Source organism: Bacillus sp. FSL K6-2839 (genome assembly GCF_038003365.1).
Lineage (GTDB): Bacteria > Bacillota > Bacilli > Bacillales > Bacillaceae > Bacillus.
Genome location: NZ_JBBOOZ010000001.1, coordinates 811,154 through 833,629, shown reverse-complemented (window position 1 = coordinate 833,629; position 22,476 = coordinate 811,154). Strand labels below are relative to the sequence as shown.

Annotated in this window: 23 protein-coding genes; 7 read left to right on the top strand and 16 right to left on the bottom strand. The window is 41.5% G+C overall.

Features of this window, described 5'->3' with window-relative positions; genetic code table 11:
• Positions 1-21: 21 nt before the first annotated feature.
• The 10 genes from lpdA to ggt all read right to left on the bottom strand — a co-directional run bounded on the left by lpdA (position 22) and on the right by ggt (position 10,888).
• A complete protein-coding gene (gene lpdA, locus MHH26_RS03945) occupies positions 22-1,404 on the bottom strand; it encodes a dihydrolipoyl dehydrogenase (RefSeq protein ID WP_340972438.1) in 1,383 nt (460 codons plus the stop codon).
• 12 nt (positions 1,405-1,416) lie between these two features.
• Positions 1,417-2,739 carry a dihydrolipoamide acetyltransferase family protein gene (locus MHH26_RS03940; protein ID WP_095285045.1) on the bottom strand — a complete coding sequence of 441 codons (1,323 nt, stop codon included), beginning with the start codon at positions 2,737-2,739 and terminating at the stop codon, positions 1,417-1,419.
• Positions 2,740-2,756: 17 nt separating this feature from the next.
• Entirely contained in the window at positions 2,757-3,737 is a 981-nt protein-coding gene (locus MHH26_RS03935) for an alpha-ketoacid dehydrogenase subunit beta (protein WP_034620051.1), read from the bottom strand.
• A 31-nt stretch (positions 3,738-3,768) separates the two neighbouring features.
• Positions 3,769-4,752 (bottom strand): pyruvate dehydrogenase (acetyl-transferring) E1 component subunit alpha, encoded by a 984-nt coding sequence (gene pdhA, locus MHH26_RS03930; RefSeq protein ID WP_106041643.1) that lies wholly within the window; start codon positions 4,750-4,752, stop codon positions 3,769-3,771.
• 180 nt (positions 4,753-4,932) lie between these two features.
• Entirely contained in the window at positions 4,933-5,964 is a 1,032-nt protein-coding gene (locus MHH26_RS03925) for an alcohol dehydrogenase catalytic domain-containing protein (protein ID WP_340972436.1), read from the bottom strand.
• On the bottom strand, positions 5,961-6,407 hold the full coding sequence (locus MHH26_RS03920) for a hypothetical protein (protein WP_003211419.1): 447 nt from the start codon (positions 6,405-6,407) through the stop codon (positions 5,961-5,963). Before MHH26_RS03920 ends, MHH26_RS03925 begins: the two co-directional genes overlap by 4 nt.
• A 61-nt stretch (positions 6,408-6,468) precedes the next feature.
• Positions 6,469-6,747: a PTS sugar transporter subunit IIB gene (locus MHH26_RS03915; protein WP_003212259.1), complete on the bottom strand. Its 279-nt coding sequence runs from the start codon at positions 6,745-6,747 to the stop codon at positions 6,469-6,471.
• A gap of 19 nt (positions 6,748-6,766) precedes the next feature.
• Positions 6,767-8,140, bottom strand: coding sequence for a PTS galactitol transporter subunit IIC (locus MHH26_RS03910; RefSeq protein WP_340972434.1), 1,374 nt, complete (start codon positions 8,138-8,140; stop codon positions 6,767-6,769).
• A gap of 53 nt (positions 8,141-8,193) precedes the next feature.
• The gene (locus MHH26_RS03905; protein ID WP_340972432.1) at positions 8,194-8,661 is read right to left on the bottom strand and encodes a PTS sugar transporter subunit IIA; all 468 of its coding nucleotides are present in this window, start codon (positions 8,659-8,661) and stop codon (positions 8,194-8,196) included.
• Positions 8,662-9,136: 475 nt separating this feature from the next.
• On the bottom strand, positions 9,137-10,888 hold the full coding sequence (ggt, locus tag MHH26_RS03900; RefSeq protein ID WP_340972430.1) for a gamma-glutamyltransferase: 1,752 nt from the start codon (positions 10,886-10,888) through the stop codon (positions 9,137-9,139).
• A 227-nt stretch (positions 10,889-11,115) separates the two neighbouring features.
• Here ggt and MHH26_RS03895 point away from each other — a divergent pair, with 227 nt between their 5' ends.
• The 5 genes from MHH26_RS03895 (at position 11,116) to MHH26_RS03875 (ending at position 14,474) form a co-directional block, all read left to right on the top strand.
• Positions 11,116-11,574 (top strand): ASCH domain-containing protein, encoded by a 459-nt coding sequence (locus MHH26_RS03895; RefSeq protein ID WP_307499483.1) that lies wholly within the window; start codon positions 11,116-11,118, stop codon positions 11,572-11,574.
• A 206-nt stretch (positions 11,575-11,780) separates the two neighbouring features.
• Positions 11,781-12,398: a DUF47 domain-containing protein gene (locus MHH26_RS03890; RefSeq protein WP_003212390.1), complete on the top strand. Its 618-nt coding sequence runs from the start codon at positions 11,781-11,783 to the stop codon at positions 12,396-12,398.
• Positions 12,399-12,413: 15 nt separating this feature from the next.
• Positions 12,414-13,412: an inorganic phosphate transporter gene (locus MHH26_RS03885; protein ID WP_034663089.1), complete on the top strand. Its 999-nt coding sequence runs from the start codon at positions 12,414-12,416 to the stop codon at positions 13,410-13,412.
• A 146-nt stretch (positions 13,413-13,558) separates the two neighbouring features.
• Complete coding sequence (locus MHH26_RS03880; protein ID WP_034663092.1) at positions 13,559-14,329, top strand: type II toxin-antitoxin system SpoIISA family toxin; 771 nt, start codon at positions 13,559-13,561, stop codon at positions 14,327-14,329.
• Positions 14,298-14,474, top strand: a complete 177-nt coding sequence (locus MHH26_RS03875; RefSeq protein ID WP_080869520.1) for a type II toxin-antitoxin system SpoIISB family antitoxin — start codon at positions 14,298-14,300, stop codon at positions 14,472-14,474. Before MHH26_RS03880 ends, MHH26_RS03875 begins: the two co-directional genes overlap by 32 nt.
• Positions 14,475-14,694: 220 nt before the next feature.
• Here the strand turns inward: MHH26_RS03875 and MHH26_RS03870 are convergent, their stop codons facing one another.
• Positions 14,695-15,594, bottom strand: coding sequence for an N-acetylmuramoyl-L-alanine amidase (locus MHH26_RS03870; RefSeq protein ID WP_034663095.1), 900 nt, complete (start codon positions 15,592-15,594; stop codon positions 14,695-14,697).
• Positions 15,595-15,904: 310 nt separating this feature from the next.
• Here MHH26_RS03870 and MHH26_RS03865 point away from each other — a divergent pair, with 310 nt between their 5' ends.
• Positions 15,905-16,453: an ImmA/IrrE family metallo-endopeptidase gene (locus MHH26_RS03865; protein ID WP_340972422.1), complete on the top strand. Its 549-nt coding sequence runs from the start codon at positions 15,905-15,907 to the stop codon at positions 16,451-16,453.
• A gap of 26 nt (positions 16,454-16,479) precedes the next feature.
• On the opposite strand, the gene MHH26_RS03860 is transcribed toward MHH26_RS03865, so the two are convergent.
• Positions 16,480-17,103, bottom strand: a complete 624-nt coding sequence (locus MHH26_RS03860) for a poly-gamma-glutamate hydrolase family protein (RefSeq protein WP_034663100.1) — start codon at positions 17,101-17,103, stop codon at positions 16,480-16,482.
• 247 nt (positions 17,104-17,350) lie between these two features.
• On the opposite strand from MHH26_RS03860, the gene MHH26_RS03855 reads away from it, so the two are divergent.
• Positions 17,351-17,722: a DUF5412 domain-containing protein gene (locus MHH26_RS03855; RefSeq protein ID WP_106038826.1), complete on the top strand. Its 372-nt coding sequence runs from the start codon at positions 17,351-17,353 to the stop codon at positions 17,720-17,722.
• Positions 17,723-17,758: 36 nt separating this feature from the next.
• On the opposite strand, the gene MHH26_RS03850 is transcribed toward MHH26_RS03855, so the two are convergent.
• The 4 genes from MHH26_RS03850 to hag (MHH26_RS03835) form a co-directional block, all read right to left on the bottom strand.
• Positions 17,759-18,583, bottom strand: coding sequence for a methyl-accepting chemotaxis protein (locus tag MHH26_RS03850; protein ID WP_106038827.1), 825 nt, complete (start codon positions 18,581-18,583; stop codon positions 17,759-17,761).
• Between the two features lie 500 nt (positions 18,584-19,083).
• Entirely contained in the window at positions 19,084-19,905 is an 822-nt protein-coding gene (hag, locus tag MHH26_RS03845; protein ID WP_044141245.1) for a flagellin Hag, read from the bottom strand.
• Positions 19,906-20,192: 287 nt separating this feature from the next.
• Entirely contained in the window at positions 20,193-21,083 is an 891-nt protein-coding gene (gene hag, locus MHH26_RS03840; protein WP_106038829.1) for a flagellin Hag, read from the bottom strand.
• A 340-nt stretch (positions 21,084-21,423) separates the two neighbouring features.
• On the bottom strand, positions 21,424-22,344 hold the full coding sequence (gene hag / locus MHH26_RS03835; RefSeq protein WP_106038830.1) for a flagellin Hag: 921 nt from the start codon (positions 22,342-22,344) through the stop codon (positions 21,424-21,426).
• Positions 22,345-22,476 lie beyond the last annotated feature (132 nt).

The window sequence follows — 22,476 nt, the reverse complement described above, 5'->3', positions numbered from 1 at the left end:
TCCCTATCCCTTGTTTGGCATTTATTTTCTCAGCTTACTCACGATATCAAGAGCTGCTTCATAAAAACCTTCTGAGATGGTCGGATGCGGATGAATCATTTTCGCCATCTCTTCTGCTGTTCCTTCTAAATACATAAAGGAGGAAGCTTCTGAAATCATCTCTGTGACATGCGGACCAACCATCGTCGCGCCGATCACTTCACCATATGCTGTATCGTACACCAATTTAATAAAGCCTGATTGAACACCTGCCGCTAGCGCTTTACCGCTTGCCGCTAAATCAAATCGTTCTGTTTGTACGTGAAGCCCTTTGGCTTTTGCCTCTTTCTCCGTAAAACCGACACTTGCTACCTCTGGTAATGTATAAATACATCTAGGCATAATATAAGCATTCATTTTTTCAGACACGCCGCAAATATTGCTGACTGCAACGGCTGCCTCTGCCATCGCCGCATGAGCCAGCTGATAGCCGCCAGCGACATCCCCAACTGCATATACACCCTCAGCACTTGTCTGCATATGTTCATTCACCTTGATAAACGGACCATCCAGTTGAAGATCAAGCTGGCTAACAGCTGATACATTCGGTCTTCTTCCAACGCAGACAAGCAGTCTTTCCGCCGTAAAGATGTGTGTCTCCCCTTTATCATCTGTTGCATGAACCGCTTTGACTCCTTCGCTTTCCGTTACCTCTGTCACAGTGGTTTTCTTCGCGATATGGATGCCCTTTTTCTTCAATTCTCTTTCTAGCAGCTTAGATGCTTCTTCATCCTCTTGCGGAATAATGGACGGTGCTGCTTCAATAATGGTGACTTTTGATTGAAGACTCTGGAAAATACAAGCAAGCTCAAGCCCAATGACACCTCCGCCAATGATGACGACAGAAGCTGGGATATCTGAGATGTCAAAGATCGTATCACTTGTATCAAATTGAATCTCTCTAAGCCCCGGTATTGGCGGAATGGCCGGTGTAGATCCGGTGGCAATGATCAGTTCTTTCGTTTCAATCGATTGTGATCCACCTTGTTTTTCAATCTCAATCCGATGCTTTGTCACAGCTGTGCCTCTGCCGTTATACACATCAATCTTTCCTTGCTTTAATAAAAAGGCGATTCCGCCTCTGAGCTTTTCAATGACGTCATCTTTGCGCTTTCTCATTTTATCGAAGGAAAGGATCATGTCACCTGTTTCGATTCCCCAGCTTTTCGCCTTTTCAATGGATTCAATCACTTCTGCATGTTTCAGCAGGGTCTTTGAAGGGATACAGCCTCGATTTAAACAAGTACCGCCTAAAAAATCCTCTTCAATCAAAGCAACCTTCCGTCCGCGCTCAGCTGCTTGAAGGGCGGCAGTATACCCGCCAGGTCCTCCGCCAATGACTGTCAGATCATACGTTTTCGTCATCCGATTCATCTCCTACATTAGCAATTCAAATGGTTGTTCAAGCACTTTCTTAAGGTCTGTTAAAAAGGCAGCCGCTGGTGCGCCATCTACGACTCGGTGATCAAACGATAAACTGACCCCCATCATTGGCCGCACCTGAATTTCTCCATCCACTGCAACAGGTTTATCTTGAATCCGTCCTACACCTAAAATCGCCGCTTCCGGCTGATTAATGATCGGGGTAAAGGTATCAATGGCATACATGCCTAAGTTACTAATCGTAAAAGTGGAACCTTTCAGCTGGTCTGGCAGCAGTTTTTGATCACGTGCGTTTCGGCCAATTTCTTTCGCTTCTTTTGTCAGTTGTTTTAATCCTTTTTGATTCGCATGAGAAATGACTGGTACCATCAAGCCGTCTTTCACTGCAACAGCGAGACCAATGTGTACATCTTCATGGAAATGGAGCTCATTTTGTTCAAATGTCATATTGATATGCGGGTGGCGCGTGAGTACATGGCTGACCGCATGAATGATGATTTCTGTAAACGACAATCGGTAGCCTGTCTCTTTTTCAATCGCTGGCAGTAGCTGCTGACGCACTTCTTTTGCTTTCGTCATATCAATTTCACTTGTTAATGTGACGTGCGGTGCTGTAAAGGCACTTTGTGACATGCGATCAGCAATCACTTTTCTCATCCCAGCTAGTTTTTGTGTTTTCACAGGCGAAGCCTCTGCTGTTTGTGCTGCTGCTTTTACATCACTCTTCATGATTTTGCCATGAGCGCCAGATCCAGAAACTGCTGCTAAATCGATTCCTTCACGAGCAGCGACTTTTTCTGCAAGAGGTGAGACGCGCTGGTCTTTCTCGCTAGAATGAACGACTGCCTCGACGTCCCGCTTTTGGACTCTGCCTTTTGGCCCTGTGCCAGATACCTCTTGAATCGCCACATGATGATCCTTTGCCGTTTTTCTCGCTGCGGGCGTGGCACGTACTTTATCATTAGATGTTTTTGGGGCTTCAGTAGAACTGGATGAAGCCGTGTCTGGTGAAGACGATTCGCCGCTTTCTGAGGAATCTTCATCTGCCTGTGCTGGCGGCTCGCTTGGTACCTGTTCATTTGCCTCTCCGATATATCCAATGACAGCATTGACTGGAATTTGATCATCAGCTTCGTAGTATTTCTTTAGAAAAATGCCGTCATCATAGGCTTCCACCTCGATGTTGATCTTGTCTGTCATAATTTCAAAAAGAGGCTCACCGATTTCAACCGAATCTCCTTCTTCTTTAAACCATTGAAGCAAGGTTCCGATCTCCATCGTACTGCTTAGCTTCGGCATAAATATCTCTTTTGGCATGATCTTCTCCCCTTTATTTAAGAGCGTACAAGCTCTTTTGCTGCTTCAATAATATCTGGTACTTGTGGAATGACCGCTTTTTCCAGTGTCGGGTTGTATGGTATTGGGACTGCAAGACCGCCAAGTCGTTTAATCGGCGCATCTAAGTAGTCAAAGGCTTCACTTTCCGCTATCATACTTGCAATCTCTCCGCCGTAGCCGCCTCGTTTGACCGCCTCATGAACCACGATACATTTACCTGTTTTCTTCACAGATTCGATTATGGTTTCTTCATCTAATGGGACGAGTGTTCTTGGATCAATGATTTCAACATCGATTCCCTCTGCTTCTAGTTCCTTCGCCGCTTCTAACGCTTTGTGTACCATAATCGCTGTTGCTACAATCGTGACGTCCTTCCCGCTTCTTTTCACATCAGCTTTCCCTAAAGGAATCGAATAAGGCTCTTCAGGCACTTCGCCGATTGTTTTATATAAAAGCTTATGCTCGTAGAAAATGACAGGGTTGTCATCATCCATTGCTGCTTTTAAAAGTCCTTTGGCATCATAAGCTGTTGAAGGCTGAACCACCTTTAGTCCCGGAATATGAGCCATCCACGCTTCTAAGCTTTGTGAATGCTGCGCTGCGGCACCCGTCCCTGATCCTGCTGGTGTTCTCACAACGAGCGGCACTTTTCCTTTTCCGCCAAACATGTATCGTGTTTTGGCCGCTTGGTTTACAAGCTGATCCATCGCGATTGTAATAAAGTCAGAGAATTGAAGTTCTAAAATCGGACGCATACCGGTCAAAGCCGCTCCGACTGCGCCTCCTGCGATGGCTGCCTCTGAGATCGGTGTATTACGTACACGCTCTGGACCGAATTCTTCAATCATGCCGCGCGTGACCCCAAAAGCGCCGCCATATACGCCGATATCCTCACCTAAAATGAATACATCTTGGTTCTCTCTCATTTCCTGACTCATAGCCTCTCGAACGGCTTCTAAATATGAAATCTCTCTCACTGTTGTTTTTGTCACGTGATTCCCCTCCTAATTAGGCGTATACATCCTCTAATAGTGTATCGATTGACGGTTCTTTACTGTTTTTGGCGAATTCAACAGACGCTTCAATTTCCTGTTTCGCTTCTTCCTGTAAAACCGCTGCCTGCTCTTCTGTCAAAACATTCAGTTCAATCAAGAGAGACTTAAAGCGTTTGATTCCGTCTTTTTGTCTCCACTCTGTTTCTTCTTCACGTGTACGGTATTTTTTCGCATCACTCTTAGAGTGGCCCTTCCAGCGATACGTTTTCATTTCAATAAGTGATGGACCTTCTCCAGCTCTTGCGCGGCTGACTGCTTCATCTACTGTGTTCATAATCTCGACCATGTCATTTCCATCAATCGATTTTCCTGGTATTCCGTAGCTTTCTGCTCTTGTTGAAATGTCTTCAATGTTGATCATTTCTTTTACAGGGCCAGACATGCCGTACTGGTTGTTTTCACAAATGAACACAACAGGCAGATCCCAAATGGATGCAAGATTTAACGCTTCGTGAAAGCTGCCTTCATTTGTGGCACCATCTCCGAAGAAACAAAGAACAACAAAGCCTTCCTGTTTCATTTTAGATGTAAGTGCCGCGCCTGTTGCCAGCGGGATACCGCCGCCAACGATTCCATTTGCGCCAAGGTTCCCTTTTTCTAAATCAGCAATATGCATCGAGCCGCCTTTTCCTTTACAATAGCCAGTCTCACGTCCGAATAGTTCTGCCATCATTTTATTGACCTCTGCACCTTTTGCAATACAGTGACCATGTCCACGGTGTGTGCTGACGATCTTATCTTCATTCTTTAATACGGCAATCGATCCAACAGCTGACGCTTCCTGTCCGACACATAAATGAGTGGTTCCATGGATAAGTCCTTTGGCAAAGAATTGATCGACCTTTTCATCAAAATATCTCACTAACCACATTTGTTTATATAAATCTGCTAATCTCTCATGACTAATCTGTTCAGGCAAAGTGATTTGTTTTTGCATTTATTCTCTCCCCTTTACATTTGTTCTTATATGTTACATTTGTAATTATCATACGTTTAAGTATCATTGAAGTCAAGCAATTCTCTTTCATTTTTAAGCGTTTTCATTTTTTGTCAGAAAAAAGAGAAAGGCAAGCCCTTTTCTAAAGAACTTCTCTTTCTCTTCCAATCTCCCATGTTCTCATTCATCTGGATACATCATGATTTTGACACTTTCTCCTTCAGGGTGCCTTGCACATTCTATCGCCTGAAGCAGCTGACTTAACGGATAACGGTGCGTCACCATCTTTTCTGTGTTGACTACTTTTGCCCTTAGAAGCTCAAGGGCTTCGAGGTAGTGATAAGGATGCGAGGAATAGGCTCCTACGACTTTCACTTCATCATGGAAAAACCGATCAGCCGGAATGGAGACGTCTCCCTTTGGAAAATGAGCAAACACTAAAATCGTTCCGCCTCTCGCTACCGCTTGAAACGCTTCTTTTAAAAGCGCACTGCTCCCAACAGATATCATGACGAGGTCTGCTCCCTTTCCATTTGTTTCTCTCATGACCCGGTCTTCCACCGGCTCAGAGGCTGGATGAAAAGCAACATCTGCACCTAAATTTCTCGCTTGCAGCAGCCGGTTCTCATTCACATCCGTTATCATCACTTTTCCAGCTAAGTAATGTTTGGCGAGCTGTAGTTGGATACAGCCAATTTGCCCTGCTCCAAGGATCAGCACAGAATCTCCTGGATGAACAGGTGCTCGTTCAAACCCGTGGAGGCAGCAGGCGACTGGCTCCACCATTGCCCCTTGCTCATATGAGACGTCCTTCGGGAGCTTGCCCATTGTGTGCTTGACATGCAATGCAGGTACGCGGATATACTCTGAAAACCCTCCTGGCTCTACATTAGTGGCTGCAAACTGCGGACACATTGTATAAAATCCCTTTTGACAAAAGTCACAGGTAAAGCAAGGCACATGGTGCGCAACATAAACCCTGTCTCCCGTTCGGATATTTGTCACATGCTTTCCGGTTTCAACAATATCACCAGCGATTTCGTGCCCTAGCACCGTTCCAGAGGGTACCGTCTCATGTGTTGCCTTGTAAATATCTGTGCCGCATAAGCCGCAGGCACGCATTCTTAATAGCACTTCATCATCACCAATCGCAGGCCGGTTCCGCTCCTCATACCGAATGTTCTCTGAAGAATAAAAGACAGCTGATTTCATGTAGCTGCATCCTCCTTTTCATCACCCTTCGCAAAATCCTGCAACGTTTGCACAAGCTGCTTGTACTCACTCATCTCACTGGATATCCAGTAACGTCCTCCGAATATGCGCGATGGGCCCACCCTGACATAGACTTTCCCGATATGAGGATATGGCTTGATAAAAAGCTTTCCTTTAATATCAGAGACCGCATATGTGTGCCATCTGCCAAAAGCGCCGATTTTCAGCTTATCTTCACTAATGATGACGTTTGTCGGCTGGTTCAGTCCAGTAATACTAGAAAGCATGAGGATAGGCAGCGTATAAACGCCTAACACAGCTAACGGCTCAGGTCCTGCTGACATTAACGTATAAAGAGACCAGAGGAAAAACAGACAGATGAGCACGGCTGGAAGAAAAATAGACAACACTGCAGACGTTCGGCTATAAGCATGATGCTGCATGAGACGTCCTCCTTTCAGGTAAATGGAAGGAGCCGCGAAAGCTCCTCAATGAAATGAGTGTTTACTTAATATGATCTATGATTTTTTCAATATCATCTTCGATGCCAAATCCGGTTAAAAAGGATAATGTTTGAATCACAGGCGTTCCTTTTGTGTCACTCACTGGCGTGGTCGTCACGATTAAATCGGCGCCCTCCGCTTTTTGCGGGACTTCAGATGCCTTACACTGTTCCACCACGACATCATATCCTTTTTCCTTTAAAGTCTCTTCGACCTTTTTTGCAACAACCGTTGATGTGGCAACTGCTGTTCCGCATGAAACCAATATTTTCTTTGCCATGAGAATCCCTCCAGCTCGTTTATTGTTCTTTCTGATCTAAGCCCATTTCTTTTGCATACTGCTTTTTAATATCATTTCGCACCCAGTACCATAGAAGCGCATAAGCCAGAGCACAGATGATGGCTGCAATAAAGTATGGATTGCTCGGATCAAGAAGTCTCACCATGATCCAAGGAATGACGTGGGAACCAAGGTCAATACCTGAAATCATGTTGGCCCCTTCTGGGAAATCAAAGCCGACTGCTTTCCCCATTGTTGTCGCAAGCGGTGCGAGATTCGTTGCGATAAAGAAGACAATCATCAATGTAAAAATGCTGTTAATAAGACCGCGAATAATATTTCCACGAGCGGCTGCTACTGCCCATACAACTGTAAATGGAAGAACCGATAAGTCTGCAAACGGGAGCATGCCATTGTAAGGCAGAACGACAGCAAGTAAAATCGTAATCGGCACCATGAGAAGGGCTACCGCCATATTCGCCGGATGACCAATCACAATCGCTGTATCTAAACCAATATAGACATTTTTCCCAGGGAAACGCTTTTGAATATAAGAACGAGCGCCCTCAGAGATTGGAATAAGACCTTCCATTAATAACGCAACCATTCTTGGCATTAGTACAAGAACTGCTGCCATTTGAATACCAAGCGTCATGACGCCTTTCGCATCATAGCCGCCTAGAAGACCAATAATGATACCAAGTATGAGACCCATCACAAGCGGTTCGCCAAAAATGCCAAAACGTTTCTTCAATGTTTCTGGATCAGCATGAATTTTGTTTAAGCCAGGAATCTTATCAATGACGCGGTTGGACGCATACATAAGCGGCGCGAAGTTGACCGTTTCAGCATGAGCCATCGATACGCCTTTCAATGCGAAATGGTGTTCAATTGTCGGTGCCGTCCAATCGGCTAATTTAAGCGTGATAGCAGAGACGATCAAACCAACAGCAAGGGCCAAGAACATATTATGATAAGCGTAGTAAGTCACAGAGGCTGCGAAAATCAAATGCCAGAAGTTCCAAATATCCACATTCAGCGTTTTCGTAAAGTTAACGGACAATAAAATGACATTTAACAAAAGCACAAGAGGAATCATCAAAGGGGCAACGGGTGTACCAAAGGATATAGCAGCTCCAATCGGCCATCCAACATCCAAAATATCGAGCTTTAGCCCAAGAGAATTAACCATGGCTTTTGCTGCTGGCCCAAGGCCGCTCACAAGCAAATTAATGACAAGATTGACACCGACAAAGCCAATGCCGATCGTAATACCGGCTCGGAAAGATTTCTTAAAGCCTTGCCTTAAAATCATACCGAAAATCGTCATAATAATCGGGAGCATAATAGTTGGCCCAAGGTCTAATATAAAATCGACAGCTTGCTTGATCATACATCCACCTCCTGAATTTTTCAGATAAAGCGCTTACATTTTTTTGTGAAAGGCTATTGGTTTAATTCTTTCTCAAGTACGTCAACCGCTTCTTCATACGATGTAATGTGAGACAGCTTCGTCATCACTTCTTCTTTTCTAAAAAGTGTCATGAGCTTCTCTAACATCACGAGCTGCTTACTAGGTTCAGAGATTGCTAGGACAAACACAATTTTGGCTAGCACAGTTTCATCAGGGCTCCCCATCTTATGAAACATAACAGGTTCCTTTAAAGTGGCTACACTAATCGCAGGTTTGTTCACATGCTCAGGATCTGTATGTGGAATCGCTACCCCAAAGGTCGCAAGTGGAAGCCCTGTAGGATATGTTTTTTCTCTTTCAAGCACTGCTGGTAAAAAGCTCGACTTAATATATCCTCCCGCTTCTAATCGCTCTGCTAAATATGTGGTCACCTCCTCTCTCGAAGATGCATCGTACTGCAGCTTGATCAGCTGTTCATCTAACTCAAACAAGTTGTTCAAACAACCACCCCTTTCATTTGGCATAAATATGAACACATGTAACAAAAAGAAAGAACATTTTGGAATAGAACCTTATATAAAGCGCTTACAATTACACATCCTAAAAAATGTTCAACGTTGTTACCTTTGTAAAGATATTATAATATTCGAAATTATAAGTCAATGTTCCTAAGAAAAATTTTATAAAAAAAGATGCAGTCTTTGCTTCATCTTTCTTCAAATCTGCTCTACTTCTTATTAAATGTGACTTCCTCTCTCTAAAAGCTCATGTACTTGCTCTTTGATGTCAGCAACAACCTTGTCATTCATACGCAAAAAAGGCCCTTAGCCATTGAAATACATCACAGTCCTGTACTTCAAATGGCCAAGAGCCTTCGGTTGTCTGATCAGCTATGTATGATTCAAACTATTCTCAGTTTTCTACTGAAAAAGAAACGCCATCCTCAAGAGGCGCTTCTTTTCCCGGGAAATGTTCTTAATCGGCAGAGAGCTTTAAATTGACGCCAACAGCAGTCCCGTTTCTCGAGGAGTCAGCCACTCCAGTAAAGGTTCCTGCTTTTCGATCAATGAGTAGAGCTTGAACATTTCCTATATCAATAGGCGAGCTGCCAAAACGATGCCCCATATCATTAAGCTTTGTTCTCACATCGAGAGGGACACCTACTTCATAACGATAAGAAGTTGGGCTGTTTGTATAAATCCTTGGTTCTTCAACTGCATCCTGAAGCTCCATGTCATATTCAAGCAAATTCAATATGGTTTGTGAAACAGAAGCAATGATGGTCGTTCCTCCCGGTGAACCTACTGTCATGACAGGTTCGTTATCTTTAAATATGATGGTCGGTGTCATACTGGATAATGGACGTTTATTCGGCTGAACTTCATTTGCTCCGCCAGGTCTTGCATCAAAATCTGTTAGTTCATTGTTTAAGAAAAATCCATATTCCGGGACGAGAATCCCTGTACCAAATAACTGTTCAATGGTTGTTGTGAATGACACAACATTTCCCCACTGATCGGCAACAGTAAAATGTGTGGTCTCACCAATGGTTTTATCTTCTGGCTGCGGAACAATAGGGGATGGGGTTTTTTCATCCTCATACGCCCATGGATCTCCTTCTTTCGGGTTACGATTCATTTGATCTAATTCAATAAGAGAGGCTCTTTCTGAAATGTAATCATCGTCTAATAGTCCTTTTAGTGGAACATCTACGAATTCGGGGTCGCCGGCATATGCAGCACGGTCAGCATAGGAGAGATGCATCGTTTCAGCAAGCAGCTGATATTTTTCGAATGATTTGGGGTCATATTGAGATAGGTTAAAGTGATCAAGTATTTTGAGCATTTGCAGCATAAACACCCCGCCTGAGCTTGGTGGAGGCATACTTGCAAGCTGATATCCTTTATAGTCTCCCCAGATAGGCTTGTCAGTCTTGACCTCATAACGATCAATGTCATCAGTTGTCATCGTTCCGCCAAAATCTTGGACTGTATTTGCAAGTGCCTTTGCTACTTTTCCTTCATAAAATGCTTTGCTTCCTTCTTTCGCAATCAGCTTAAATGTTTTTGCAAGACCTGGCTGAACTAGGAGGTCCCCTTCTTTGAGCGGCTGACCATCTGGAAGAAAAATTGGTGCAGCGGCCGTTTTTTTCAATTTTCCTTGATGATCATCAATGGCTTTTGCCAGGACAGAATCGATTTCAAATCCATCCTCAGCAAGCTGAATGGAAGGCTCAATCAATTCCTTCATCGAGCGGGTTCCCCACTTATCTAATGCCGCCTCAAGACCTTTCACAGTCCCTGGAACACCAACAGCATTACCGTGTGTGGATCGCTCAGCGAACGGGATGACTTCCCCCTCATCTGTTAAAAACATGTCTGGTGTTGCGCCTTGTGGTGCTCTTTCTCGACTATTGATGATGGATGTTTCTTTAGTCTTCCCATCATAAACCATCATAAATCCTCCGCCACCAATTCCAGACATCATTGGCTCTGTCACATTCAGCGCGTACTGGATGGCAACAGCAGCGTCAACAGCGTTTCCACCTTTCTTTAATACATCTGCCCCCACTTCTGATGCGAGCGGATGGGCAGTAGCCACCATGCCATCTTTCCCAACAGCTACTTTATTCCCATGAGTTTCGGTTGCAGTGACCTGACTGACAGGCAGAAAAAACGAGAAAACCAGCAGACATATGGACAAAATAGTTAAAGAAATGCGTTTCATACACAACACCCCTTCCATATTCTTACTTTGACCATACCGACTTCTTGACCAGAATACAATAGATTATTCTAAAATTTCTAAAATTTTCATTCTATCATCCTATATTCATCAAATATAAAGCGGATTTTCAAAACATATGACATACTTACTCAGTAGGGATAAAGACACTATACTTCCATGTATTTGATTTCACGGTATAATAAACACATCACAAAGGGGGAAGAATGATGAATCAGAAAAGCACCTTATTTTGGGAAACATATTGGGAAGAAAAATCAGAAAGTGCACCAATTGACGCGTCTGTTTCCGCTTGGGCATTTGGAGCAGACCCAGATCATTTGCTTGACCTTGTTCTGCAAGGGAAAAAAACAGCGACTTGTTCTGGACACCTTTTTTACGAAAAGGAACAGGAGCCGCTTCCAAAGGCAGGACAATATGCGGTCATTTTGGACAGCCATGACGAACCAAAAGCCATCATAGAGATCACGCATGTAGATGTCATGCCAATGAATGAGGTTCCAAAATCATTTGCACAAGCAGAAGGTGAAGGCGATCTTTCATATAACTATTGGTACAGGGCCCATCAAGAATTTTTTACAGAAGCACTCAAACCGTACGGATTAGAATTCAAAGAAGACATGCTCCTTGTTTGCGAGCGATTTAAACTTATTTATTCAGCTTCTTAAGCTTTAAGCGGCGCCAAAAATGGACCGCTTTTTTCATTTCTTTTCTCCTTTCTGAAAAAGGTGTGTTGAGAACACATCTTTAGGTCAGAATAAGATCAAATAGAAAAAGTGAAGAAATTTTCGACTACACCTGTTTTTTTTCGACAAAAGAATATATAATTATTTGATGTGTGCATTGTCTCATTTATACAATGGAGGGTTTTTACATGTTAAAAAGGAAAAAAGACAAGTTTTCCGTCTTGTTAACGGAAATTGCTAAAAATTTAGATGAAACTGCTGAGTATTTTGTTAGCTATAAAGTAACAAATCAAACCACTCTGAAAGAATTTTCTGACACATTGAAGGAATATGAGACAAAAGGTGATAATCATGTTCATACTATGATTAAAGAGCTGAACAAAGCCTTTATTACACCGATTGAACGTGAAGACATTCTTCAATTGACGAATAGCCTCGACGATGTTTTAGATGGAATTGAGCATTTTTCAGCGACAATGGAAATTTATTCAATGACAAGCTCTGACGAACATATCGACAAATTCAGCCACTACATCAGAGAATGTGCAAAGGAAATTTTAATTACAATTGATTTACTGGCTGAAAATCGCTTAAAAGATATTCAACCACACGCAATCAAAATCAAAGAGATCGAGCATAATTGTGACAATCTTTATCGTAAATCACTAAAGAACTTGTTTGGAAAAGAAACTGATCCAATCAAGGTCATTCAATACAAAGAAATTTACGAAACACTTGAAGAAATCGCTGATTCCTGTCAAAGTGTTGCCAACAATCTAGAAACAATCATTATGAAGAATGCGTAACGGGGTTAGTTAAACATGGACACATTACTCATCCTTACCATATTTATTGTCATTTGTGCACTTGCTTTTGATTTCATCAACGGATTTCACGATACAGCAAATGCCATTGCCACTTCGGTTTCAACAAAGGCGTTAAAGCCTAGACATGCTATTATTATGGCAGCGTTCATGAACTTCTTAGGAGCAATGACATTTACAGGTGTGGCAAAGTCCATCACAAAAGACATCGCAGATCCTTTTACACTTCAAAACGGTTCTGTTGTCATTTTGGCTGCTTTAATTGCGGCCATTACTTGGAACTTGCTTACTTGGTATTACGGGATTCCGAGTAGTTCTTCACATGCACTGATTGGATCAATTGCAGGAGCTGTTATTGCCTCTGCTGGTTTTGGCGCTTTAAACTATTCGGGATTCATTAAAATCATTCAAGCACTATTGCTTTCACCTATCCTAGCTTTCGTATTGGGATATATCGTGTATACCATTATCAAATTTGTATTCAGAAACAACAATCTCGCAAAAACAAATAAACAATTCCGACGTGTTCAAATTTTAACTGCTGCACTGCAATCGTATACCCACGGAACAAACGATGCGCAAAAAGCGATGGGAATTATTACGATGGCTTTAATTGCAGGTAATTTGCATACAACAGACGACATTCCATTCTGGGTACAATTCTCTTGTGCGCTTGCAATGGGACTAGGTACTTCTATTGGCGGCTGGAAGATTATTAAAACAGTCGGCGGTAAAATTATGAAAATTCGTCCAGTAAACGGAGTATCTGCCGATTTAACGGGTGCAGCGATTATCTTCGGTGCGACATTTATTCACTTACCTGTTAGTACCACTCACGTGATCTCATCTTCTATTCTAGGTGTAGGTTCTGCACACAGAGTAAAAGGAGTAAACTGGGGTACGGCAAAACGCATGCTTGTCACTTGGGTGATCACATTACCGATTTCAGGAACTCTAGGGGCTCTTATATACTTTGTGTTAAATGCGATTATCTAATATCAAAGACCTGTCTGACAGGTCTTTTTTTATTTGCCCGCACACTTCAACACCTTTTTCCTACAAGCCATTTTTTCATGAAGCAGGGTTTCCAATCATATCCATAGAAATAAATAAGTATCCATCTGTCTATGGGAGAGAAGAACATGCTATTATTTTTTCAATTGACCGTGTGGTTATTGCTAGGTGCCCTTGCTGTATATGTATTTGCCGTATGGCGTTTTGAACAAAAAGTAAAAGAAAAGATGTTTGCCATTCGTAAAACGTGGTATTGGATTTATGTAGCTGGTGCTGTTGTGTACTGGACAAATGACCCTTCTTCAATCTTCACCGATTGGATGCACTACTTGATTATTGCTGTTTTTTTTGCATTAACCGATGCATTCATCTTTCTCAGCTCCTATATTAAAAAACTCGGAAATCACGAACTGGAAACCGACACCCACCAACTCCTAGAACAAAATAACGATCTACTTCATTCTTACCTCAATAAACTAAAAACGTACCAATACCTATTGAAAAACGAACCGATCCATGTATATTATGGAAGTGTAGAGGCATATATAGAGGGAATTGAACGGCTCATTTATTCTTTTGCCGACAAGATGAATATTCAAGCGGTTCTTTGTCCATACGATACGCAGGAACAAAAAGATGACCTGCTGCGGACACTTGACCAGCGAGCTCTTATTCAGGCGAAGCTTGACAGGCAGGAAGTCTATTACGATGATTTCGGCAAATTGGTGCTCATCCCGTTTTCTGTAGCAGATGATCACTTTGTCATTAAGCTCACCTCTGATGAGATTGTCACTGAGTTCGACTATTTATTAATGACGTCACTTACAACAATTTATGACCTAATCTTGCCTGACGAAGAGGAAGGTGATGAAGATGGACCACGCACTTCAAGGGAATAACAACAATCGCAAGAAAAACCCTTTTAAGATTTTAAAGAAAAAGCACCATATCAGTATGGCGGATTACAAAGTAAGCCCCCATACAGAGCGTATTTTCAAAAAGAATGAACAGCTCTTGGATGAGTATAAAAATAAAAGGGCTTGATTACACTAAAGGACGCGGAACAAAATCCGCGTCCTGCTTCCATTTTTACATAAATTTGCATACAATAATCTATACGCTGCAACGATTGAGGTGCCAATAAATGAAAAAGAAAATCAAACAATTGAGATATGTTCAGTTTGCTGAATATAAGTCGTCGCCTTATATTCGTCGATTAAATGAACAAAGTGAAACAGTCATCCAATCATACAAACAGAAACACTCACTTATTTAACAGCTCCAGAAGCTTCTCCTTCGTTTTAGGGCCGTATACCCCATCACTTGTCAGACCATTCATCAGCTGAAAACGCGCTACGGCGTTCGCCGTTTTTTCTCCGTAAATTCCGTCGATCCCTTTATTTGCAGCTGCTTTATCAGGATAAAAATAAACAGCAGCAAGCGCTTGTTGAACGAGGCGTACGTGCTCTCCCTTTGTCAATGGAGACGTCACCTTTAAAACCCCATCTGGCAGCTCATACATGCTCTTTGCATCGTTACGATAAATTTTGAGAACCTGTCCAATTTGAATCTTATTCGGATCACTAATGTCATTCCACTTCTGTAAATCTTGAACTGTGACCCCATGAGCTTTCGCAATACTCGTTAACGTATCTCCGCTTTTAACGACATACGTGATGACCGGCTCCGGATCTTCTGCCGTTTCAATCCCTTTTTTAAATTCATCCCATGTAGAAAGAAGCTGGCGTGGACATGCTTTTCCAGACCAGTACTGATGTGTGACCACGTTTGCTAGCGGCATGTGATGTTCTTTTAATAGCTTTTGAATAAGCCATTGTGCATGTTTGACCGCTTGCTGAAAATTTCCATCTTCATTCTCACAAATTTCAATTCCGATCGACTTCCGGTTACCATTCCCATGTCCATCCCCTGCATGCCAGCCATTTTCATTTAACGGCAGATGCTGAAAGATTTCATGATCATCCACTGTAAAATGCCAGCTCACCTCTGTCGCTGGGCGTTTTACATAGGCCGCATGACTTTTCGCATCCGCTCCCTTTGACGTGTTTGCTGTGTTATGCACCGTCACATACTCCGGTGTCATCGCATATCCTGGGCGGTTTCCGTTTCCAACTGGAATAAAATCTTGATAAATTTGTACCATGTTCTGCACTCCCTTTTGCTAGATTGAATTGATCTTTCTCATCAATCGGTGGCGTTCGTAAGACAATACTTGTTTGTTTTCATGAGAAGACTATGGTAAAATTTGAATTCAATCACTCTTTTTAGTAGTGGAAAGTGCAAAAATACAGAAAAAAACAGGAATTACTTCCATTTTTCCTTGAATTTATGTTAAAATTGTTAAAAATAAACCGATATAAAAAGTAAGTAATAGCTCAATTAGCTATTTAGTCCTATATGGACTTTTCTTTTACGCCAAAAATAGAACATACGTTTGTATGGAGGTTTTTTAAATGACTGGTTTTTTAACCCATTTAGAAGAAGATATTAAGCGGTTATATGCTCAATTACAAATAAGCGGTCCTGCTTATAGAGAGATGCAAAGGATCGCTTCTGAATTTCATGTATGGGTCCACTACGAGGAGAGTGGCAGCATGATGATCCAACATCAAGGTCTTTACAGTATTATATTAAACAGATCCCTATCACCTGAAGAACAATGGCAGGATTTTGCCCACGAGCTTTGTCATGTGCTAAAGCATACAGGCAATCATTTCAAAATGAACAAACTTTTTCGAGAACTGCAGGAGTTTCAGGCAAAACAATTCATGTATCACTTTTGTGTTCCAACCTTTATGCTGCTGCAAATGAAGCTTCCAACCCTTCGGCAGCAAGCCATTTTGCATATTGCTCAAACGTTTCACGTCACCAGAGCTTTTGCTGAAAAGCGGCTTGCCTTATTCGAACAGCGAAAAGCAGGCATTCGCTTTCAACAGGAGTTTACGTCTTATTTAATGAAAGCAGAAAGGGTCGCAGAAAAAGAAGCCGTTTATCAAACGTAAATACTCGGACATAAAACGATAAAAGTTTATTCATAAAGGGCTAATACTTGTTTGAGTACATTTGTGTACCGGTAAAATTGTTCAGTTTGTGTATCACGCCGATAGCGACGCCTAAAGTCTTGAAAAAATGCTCTTCTTTGCGCCTGACTAATTTCAAGTTGTACACTTTTTCCCGTCAGACATTGGTTATTAATATTATCAGGATGTGTTCCAGAAAAACGATCAGATTCAGATAGCAGCAATGCGTGAAAGCCATTTAGCGTTAAACGTTTCACAGTTTCTGCCGCTCTTTCTCTATCCGTACCTCCCACTAACGTTTGAAGCACCTCTGTTTCTCCGTAACCATGGAGTGCAAACGTATAATGATGGGTATGCACCTGTGAAAGGCAAACCGGCTCATCAAAACGTGTACTTGTAATATGAAGAACATGATTGCCTTTTACTTTAAGGCCTTCAAATAAATACATAGAATAATCACTAGATATTTCATGAATGAGCTCACTCACGCCGGATTCAATTCCTCCGGCATGAGGCGACAAAACCAGAAGCTGGTCACCTTTCCGCTCGTGAAGAATTCGATAATCAATTCCTATTCTTTCATGAGCGGAAAGCTCTTCATAACTTTGATACGTATCGATGATTTGTCTCATGTCATCTGCCCCATTTCTCTATATGAGCATAAGTCTACTGATCCCTTATTCTTTTGTAAAGAGGTTTCGAATCAAATACACCACTTGAATTCTTCCTTAAATTTTCCTTACATTTACGGCTTTCTGTTGAATTTTGAGAAAAAATGACCGATAATTGAAATGAATAGAACTTTTGGACTATATGAATCTTTTTGTATTCTCTCTCATAAATTAGAAATATTGTGATCTACATCTGGAGGAATTTTTCATGTTAAAAAAGAAAACCACCCTCATCCTTATCATCTTACTCCTTAGCTTCGCTGGCATTATTTATTGGAAATGCTTCTCTCTTCAAGGCGTGTCTCACGGAACATTCATCCGCTCGATTTCATCACCTGACGGAATGTACATCATCAACACCTATCAGCATAGCGGAGGAAAGCTAAAGGAAAACGCAGTTAGAGCAGAAATTGAAAACAAACTGACCCACCGTAAGAAGACGATTTACTGGAAATACCCTGACAAAGACCCTCTCATCAAATGGAAAAACGGACAGCTTGTTCAAATTGGACATGAGTTTTTAAATGTGGTGAAGGGCGACACGTATGATTATCGCTTTGATCAGAACAAGAGAAAATAGCGCATCAAAAAAACGAATCCCTCTTGGATTCGTTTTTTACGTTGACATCACATGCTGCATGAATTCTTTCATTTCTTTACTTACGATCGTCAATCGTTCCACAATTCCGCTAAACTCTGTTACAAGTAAAGCCTGTTCCGATGAAGAACCTTTCATGTGGTCCATACTTTCAAGTAATGTATGTATATTGGAGGAAATTCCTTGTAATGAGCTTTCGATGTTTTCTGTTGCACGTGAAGTTTCACTTGAAAGCTTTTGAACCTCACTTGCTACAACACTAAAACCAGCTCCCTCTTTTCCTGCCCTGGCCGCTTCAATTGACGCATTCAATCCTAGCAAACTCGTTTGTTTCGAGATGCCTTTAATCATTTTTGTAATATCGGCTGTTTGTTTCGAGCTTTCAAGTGTTTGCTGCGTTTGAAAGGTCATCTCCTCACTTGTAGCAGAAAGCTCCTCTGAATGTGCCGCCACCACGTGCACCTTTTCTTGAATACTTTGAATAATGTCATTTAATGATTCCATATACGCTTCAAGCTCTATTTGATTTTTGAGCGGAAATCCTAAAGCGAGGGCACCAATCACTTGCCCATTTTCATCAAAAATTGGCAATCCCATTGCATTTAATGGTACTCCATACACTGATTCAGGTACAAACATACTTGATGTCTCACCTCTCAGCGCTTTTTTCATATTCAGATCATCTGGTTTAATATGTTCACCAGCTCGAATTTGAAAATCAACATCTTTCGATGGCAAATACAGCAAAAATTTCTCTCGGTCAATGATACCCATCGTCACTTCATTTTTTAAAATCTGCATCATATAAGGTGCTGCTGTCACAATACTCTGTAGTATATCCAATTTCTCTACCCCTTTATGTTATTTATCGGTCGTCCTTCTTAAAATAATAGTTATTTTTTAAAAATAATGATGATGATTAAAATTATTTCTCATATGTACGAGTAAAAAGAAGGAGATTCCCTCTCTATATTCAACAAAACGCAAATTTGCTATAATTTAAGCATCAACATATGATGAAATGGTCATGTAATCATTTTACATATTCATTGGAGGCGCATGTTGTGAGACAACCTATGACATATGAGCGGGCGATCGTCATTGGCGGCGGTATGACGGGAATGCTCGCTGCAAAAGTTTTATCAATGTTATCAACTTAGAACAGCTGCATGTCATGATTCAAGCCGACACTTCTGGAGAAACTGCTGAATGGTGGAGTCAGTGGGATAAAGAGGATGATGAAAGCAATCGAGCTTTTTCCATGAAGCGGTTCCTGACTTTCGTTTGCAGCACCTGCTTTCATTAGATTGAAACAAAAAAAGCCCCTTAGTGGGGCTTTTTCATTAACGTAATAATTGAAGAACGTTTTGCGGCTGTTGGTTTGCTTGAGCTAGCATCGCTTGAGACGCTTGAGAAAGAATGTTGTTCTTTGTGAACTCACTCATTTCTTTCGCCATGTCAACGTCACGAATACGAGACTCAGCAGCTGTTAAGTTTTCAGCAGAAGCACCAAGGTTGTTGATTGTATGCTCTAGACGGTTTTGTACAGCACCAAGTGCTGAACGTTGTTTAGATACTGCGCCGATTGCTTCATCAATTTTTGCTACTTCGACGTCAAAGTCAAAACCATCTTCATTCACTTTAATATCTTTGACAGTCAAGGTTTCAGCGTCCATTTTGCCGATCTGTACGTTGATATTTTGCTCAATGTTTGCGCCAATTTGAAATTGGAATCCATCTTCAACGCTACCATCCAACAGATTCTTTCCGTTGAATGCTGTACGCTGAGAAATCCCATCAATTTCATCTACCAAAGCAGTGAGCTCTTCTTGAATCGCTGTTAAATCTTCTGTTTGTTGAGTCCCAACGTTACCCGCTTGAACTGTTAATTCACGCATACGTTGAAGGATCGCATGTGTTTCAGTTAATGCACCTTCAGCTGTTTGAATAAGAGAGATACCATCTTGTGCGTTTTTAGATGCCATTTCTAATCCGCGGATTTGTCCACGCATTTTTTCAGAGATTGCTAGACCTGCTGCGTCATCTCCTGCACGGTTGATGCGAAGACCAGAAGACAGCTTCTCCATGTTCTTTTGCCCTGCTCCATTGTTTGCAGACAAACGGTTCAGTGTGTTAAGTGCTGCGATATTGTGGTTAATTCTCATTTCCTATTACCTCCATGTGTTTGAACCAATTGAACATCCTTGTCCAAAAGTTCTAAATTAGAATTTTTTTGTAAGCCTTACAATCCATTTATCGAACTTGAATGGAATTTGTTTAACAAAAAAGGAATAAATAAGGTAAAAGTCTCATTGGTTATGATCGTTTCGCTAGAGTATGCCAAATTTAAAGGTCATTTTTCATGATTTGTCAGAGGGATTTAAGAATCATAAGACTGGAGAAAATGCGAAAAAAACAGCATAAAAAAAAGCCCCATAAAAGGGGCTCTTCATTAACGTAGTAATTGAAGTACGTTTTGTGGTTGTTGGTTTGCTTGTGCAAGCATTGCTTGTGAAGCTTGAGAAAGAATGTTGTTCTTTGTGAACTCACTCATTTCTTTAGCCATATCAACGTCACGGATACGAGACTCAGCTGCTGTTAAGTTTTCACCAGAAGCACCAAGGTTGTTGATTGTGTGCTCTAGACGGTTTTGAACCGCACCTAGTTTAGAACGTTGATCTGAAACTTGTTTGATTGCATTATCAACGATATCTAATTGATCATTGAAACCACCTGCAGCACCTGCAGCAATAGTTGCAAAATCAGTTACTTTAAGAGCTGAAACTGTTTTAGTTGCATCAGTTGGATCTGTTCCAAGTTTATCAGCTGACATTGCTTTGATATTTACATCTAATTTCTGTGCTTTGTTTGCACCAATTTGGAAAGTTAATGTAGCTGTTTCAAAGTCACCATTTAACAATTTTTTACCGTTGAATTCAGTACGATCAGAGATACCATTTTTATCAGTACCGTTACCAATTTCTTGAACTAGATTATTGATTTCCTCTTGAATCGCACCAAGATCTGTATCGTCTTGTGTACCCGTGTTTCCAGCTTGAACCACTAGTTCACGAACACGTTGAAGGATTGAGTGAGTTTCAGTCAATGCACCCTCAGCTGTTTGGATAAGAGAGATACCGTCCTGTGCGTTTTTAGAAGCCATTTCTAATCCGCGGATTTGTCCACGCATTTTCTCAGAGATTGCAAGACCTGCTGCATCATCTCCTGCACGGTTGATTTTAAGACCAGAAGAAAGCTTCTCCATGTTCTTTTGGCTCGCACCGTTGTTTGCAGATAAGCGATTCAATGTGTTAAGTGCTGCGATATTGTGATTAATTCTCATTTCCTATTACCTCCATGTATGCGGGACCTGACAGACATCCTTGTCTGAAAAAAGTCCTTGATTCTAGGGCTTAACAACCCTGACAATTCTTTTATCGGATTGTTTTATAGGAAGTTTAACACTTTTTAATATTTATTTATTAAATTATCAGTCTTAATTCATGATTTAGTTCTATGGAAAAGACGTATTGTGTGCTCCTTTTAAAATATTAGTTCTTCTCATCATATTATTTATTTAAAAAACAAGTGCGCACCAAGTGTGTCTCACATTGATATAATCAATATCTGCTTTTTTCAATCATCAGTAGACATAAAAAAAGCCCCATAAAAGGGGCTCTTCATTAACGTAGTAATTGAAGTACGTTTTGTGGTTGTTGGTTTGCTTGTGCAAGCATTGCTTGTGAAGCTTGAGAAAGAATGTTGTTCTTTGTGAACTCACTCATTTCTTTAGCCATATCAACGTCACGGATACGAGACTCAGCAGCTGTTAAGTTTTCACCAGAAGCACCAAGGTTGTTGATTGTGTGCTCTAGACGGTTTTGAACTGCACCGAGTTTAGAACGTTGGTCAGATACTTGTTTGATAGCTCCATCAACGATATCTAATTGATCATCAAAAGAAAGTGCACCAGCAGCAGTCGGATCAGCAAATTGTGTTACATCGATGTCAGCTACTGCGTGGTCTGCAATAAGAGCACCAGTAGCGGGGTCAACTGCACCAAGTGCTGTAGAAGACATTGCTTCGATGTTCACATCTAATTTTTGTGCTTTATTTGCACCAATTTGGAAAGTTAATGATTTTGGTGTAGCACCAGCTGCGCTGAAAGAACCGTCAAGTAATTTCTTTCCGTTAAATTCTGTACGATCAGAGATACCGTTTTTGCCAGAACCGTCACCAATTTCTTGAACTAGGTTAGCGATTTCTTCTTGGATAGCACCAAGGTCTGTTTCATCTTGTGTACCCGTGTTTCCAGCTTGAACGACAAGCTCACGTACACGTTGAAGGATTGAGTGAGTTTCAGTCAATGCACCTTCAGCTGTTTGGATAAGTGAGATACCGTCTTGTGCGTTTTTAGTAGCCATTTCTAATCCGCGGATTTGTCCACGCATTTTCTCAGAGATTGCAAGACCTGCTGCGTCATCTCCTGCACGGTTGATTTTAAGACCAGAAGAAAGCTTCTCCATGTTCTTTTGGCTCGCACCGTTGTTTGCAGACAAACGGTTCAATGTGTTAAGTGCTGCGATATTGTGGTTAATTCTCATTTCCTATTACCTCCATGTATGCGGGACCTGACAGACGTCCTTGTCTGAAAAAAGTCCTTTATTCTAGGGCTTATCAACCCTGACAATTCTATTATCGGTCGTGGTTATAGGATGTTTAGCAGATTCTTTAAA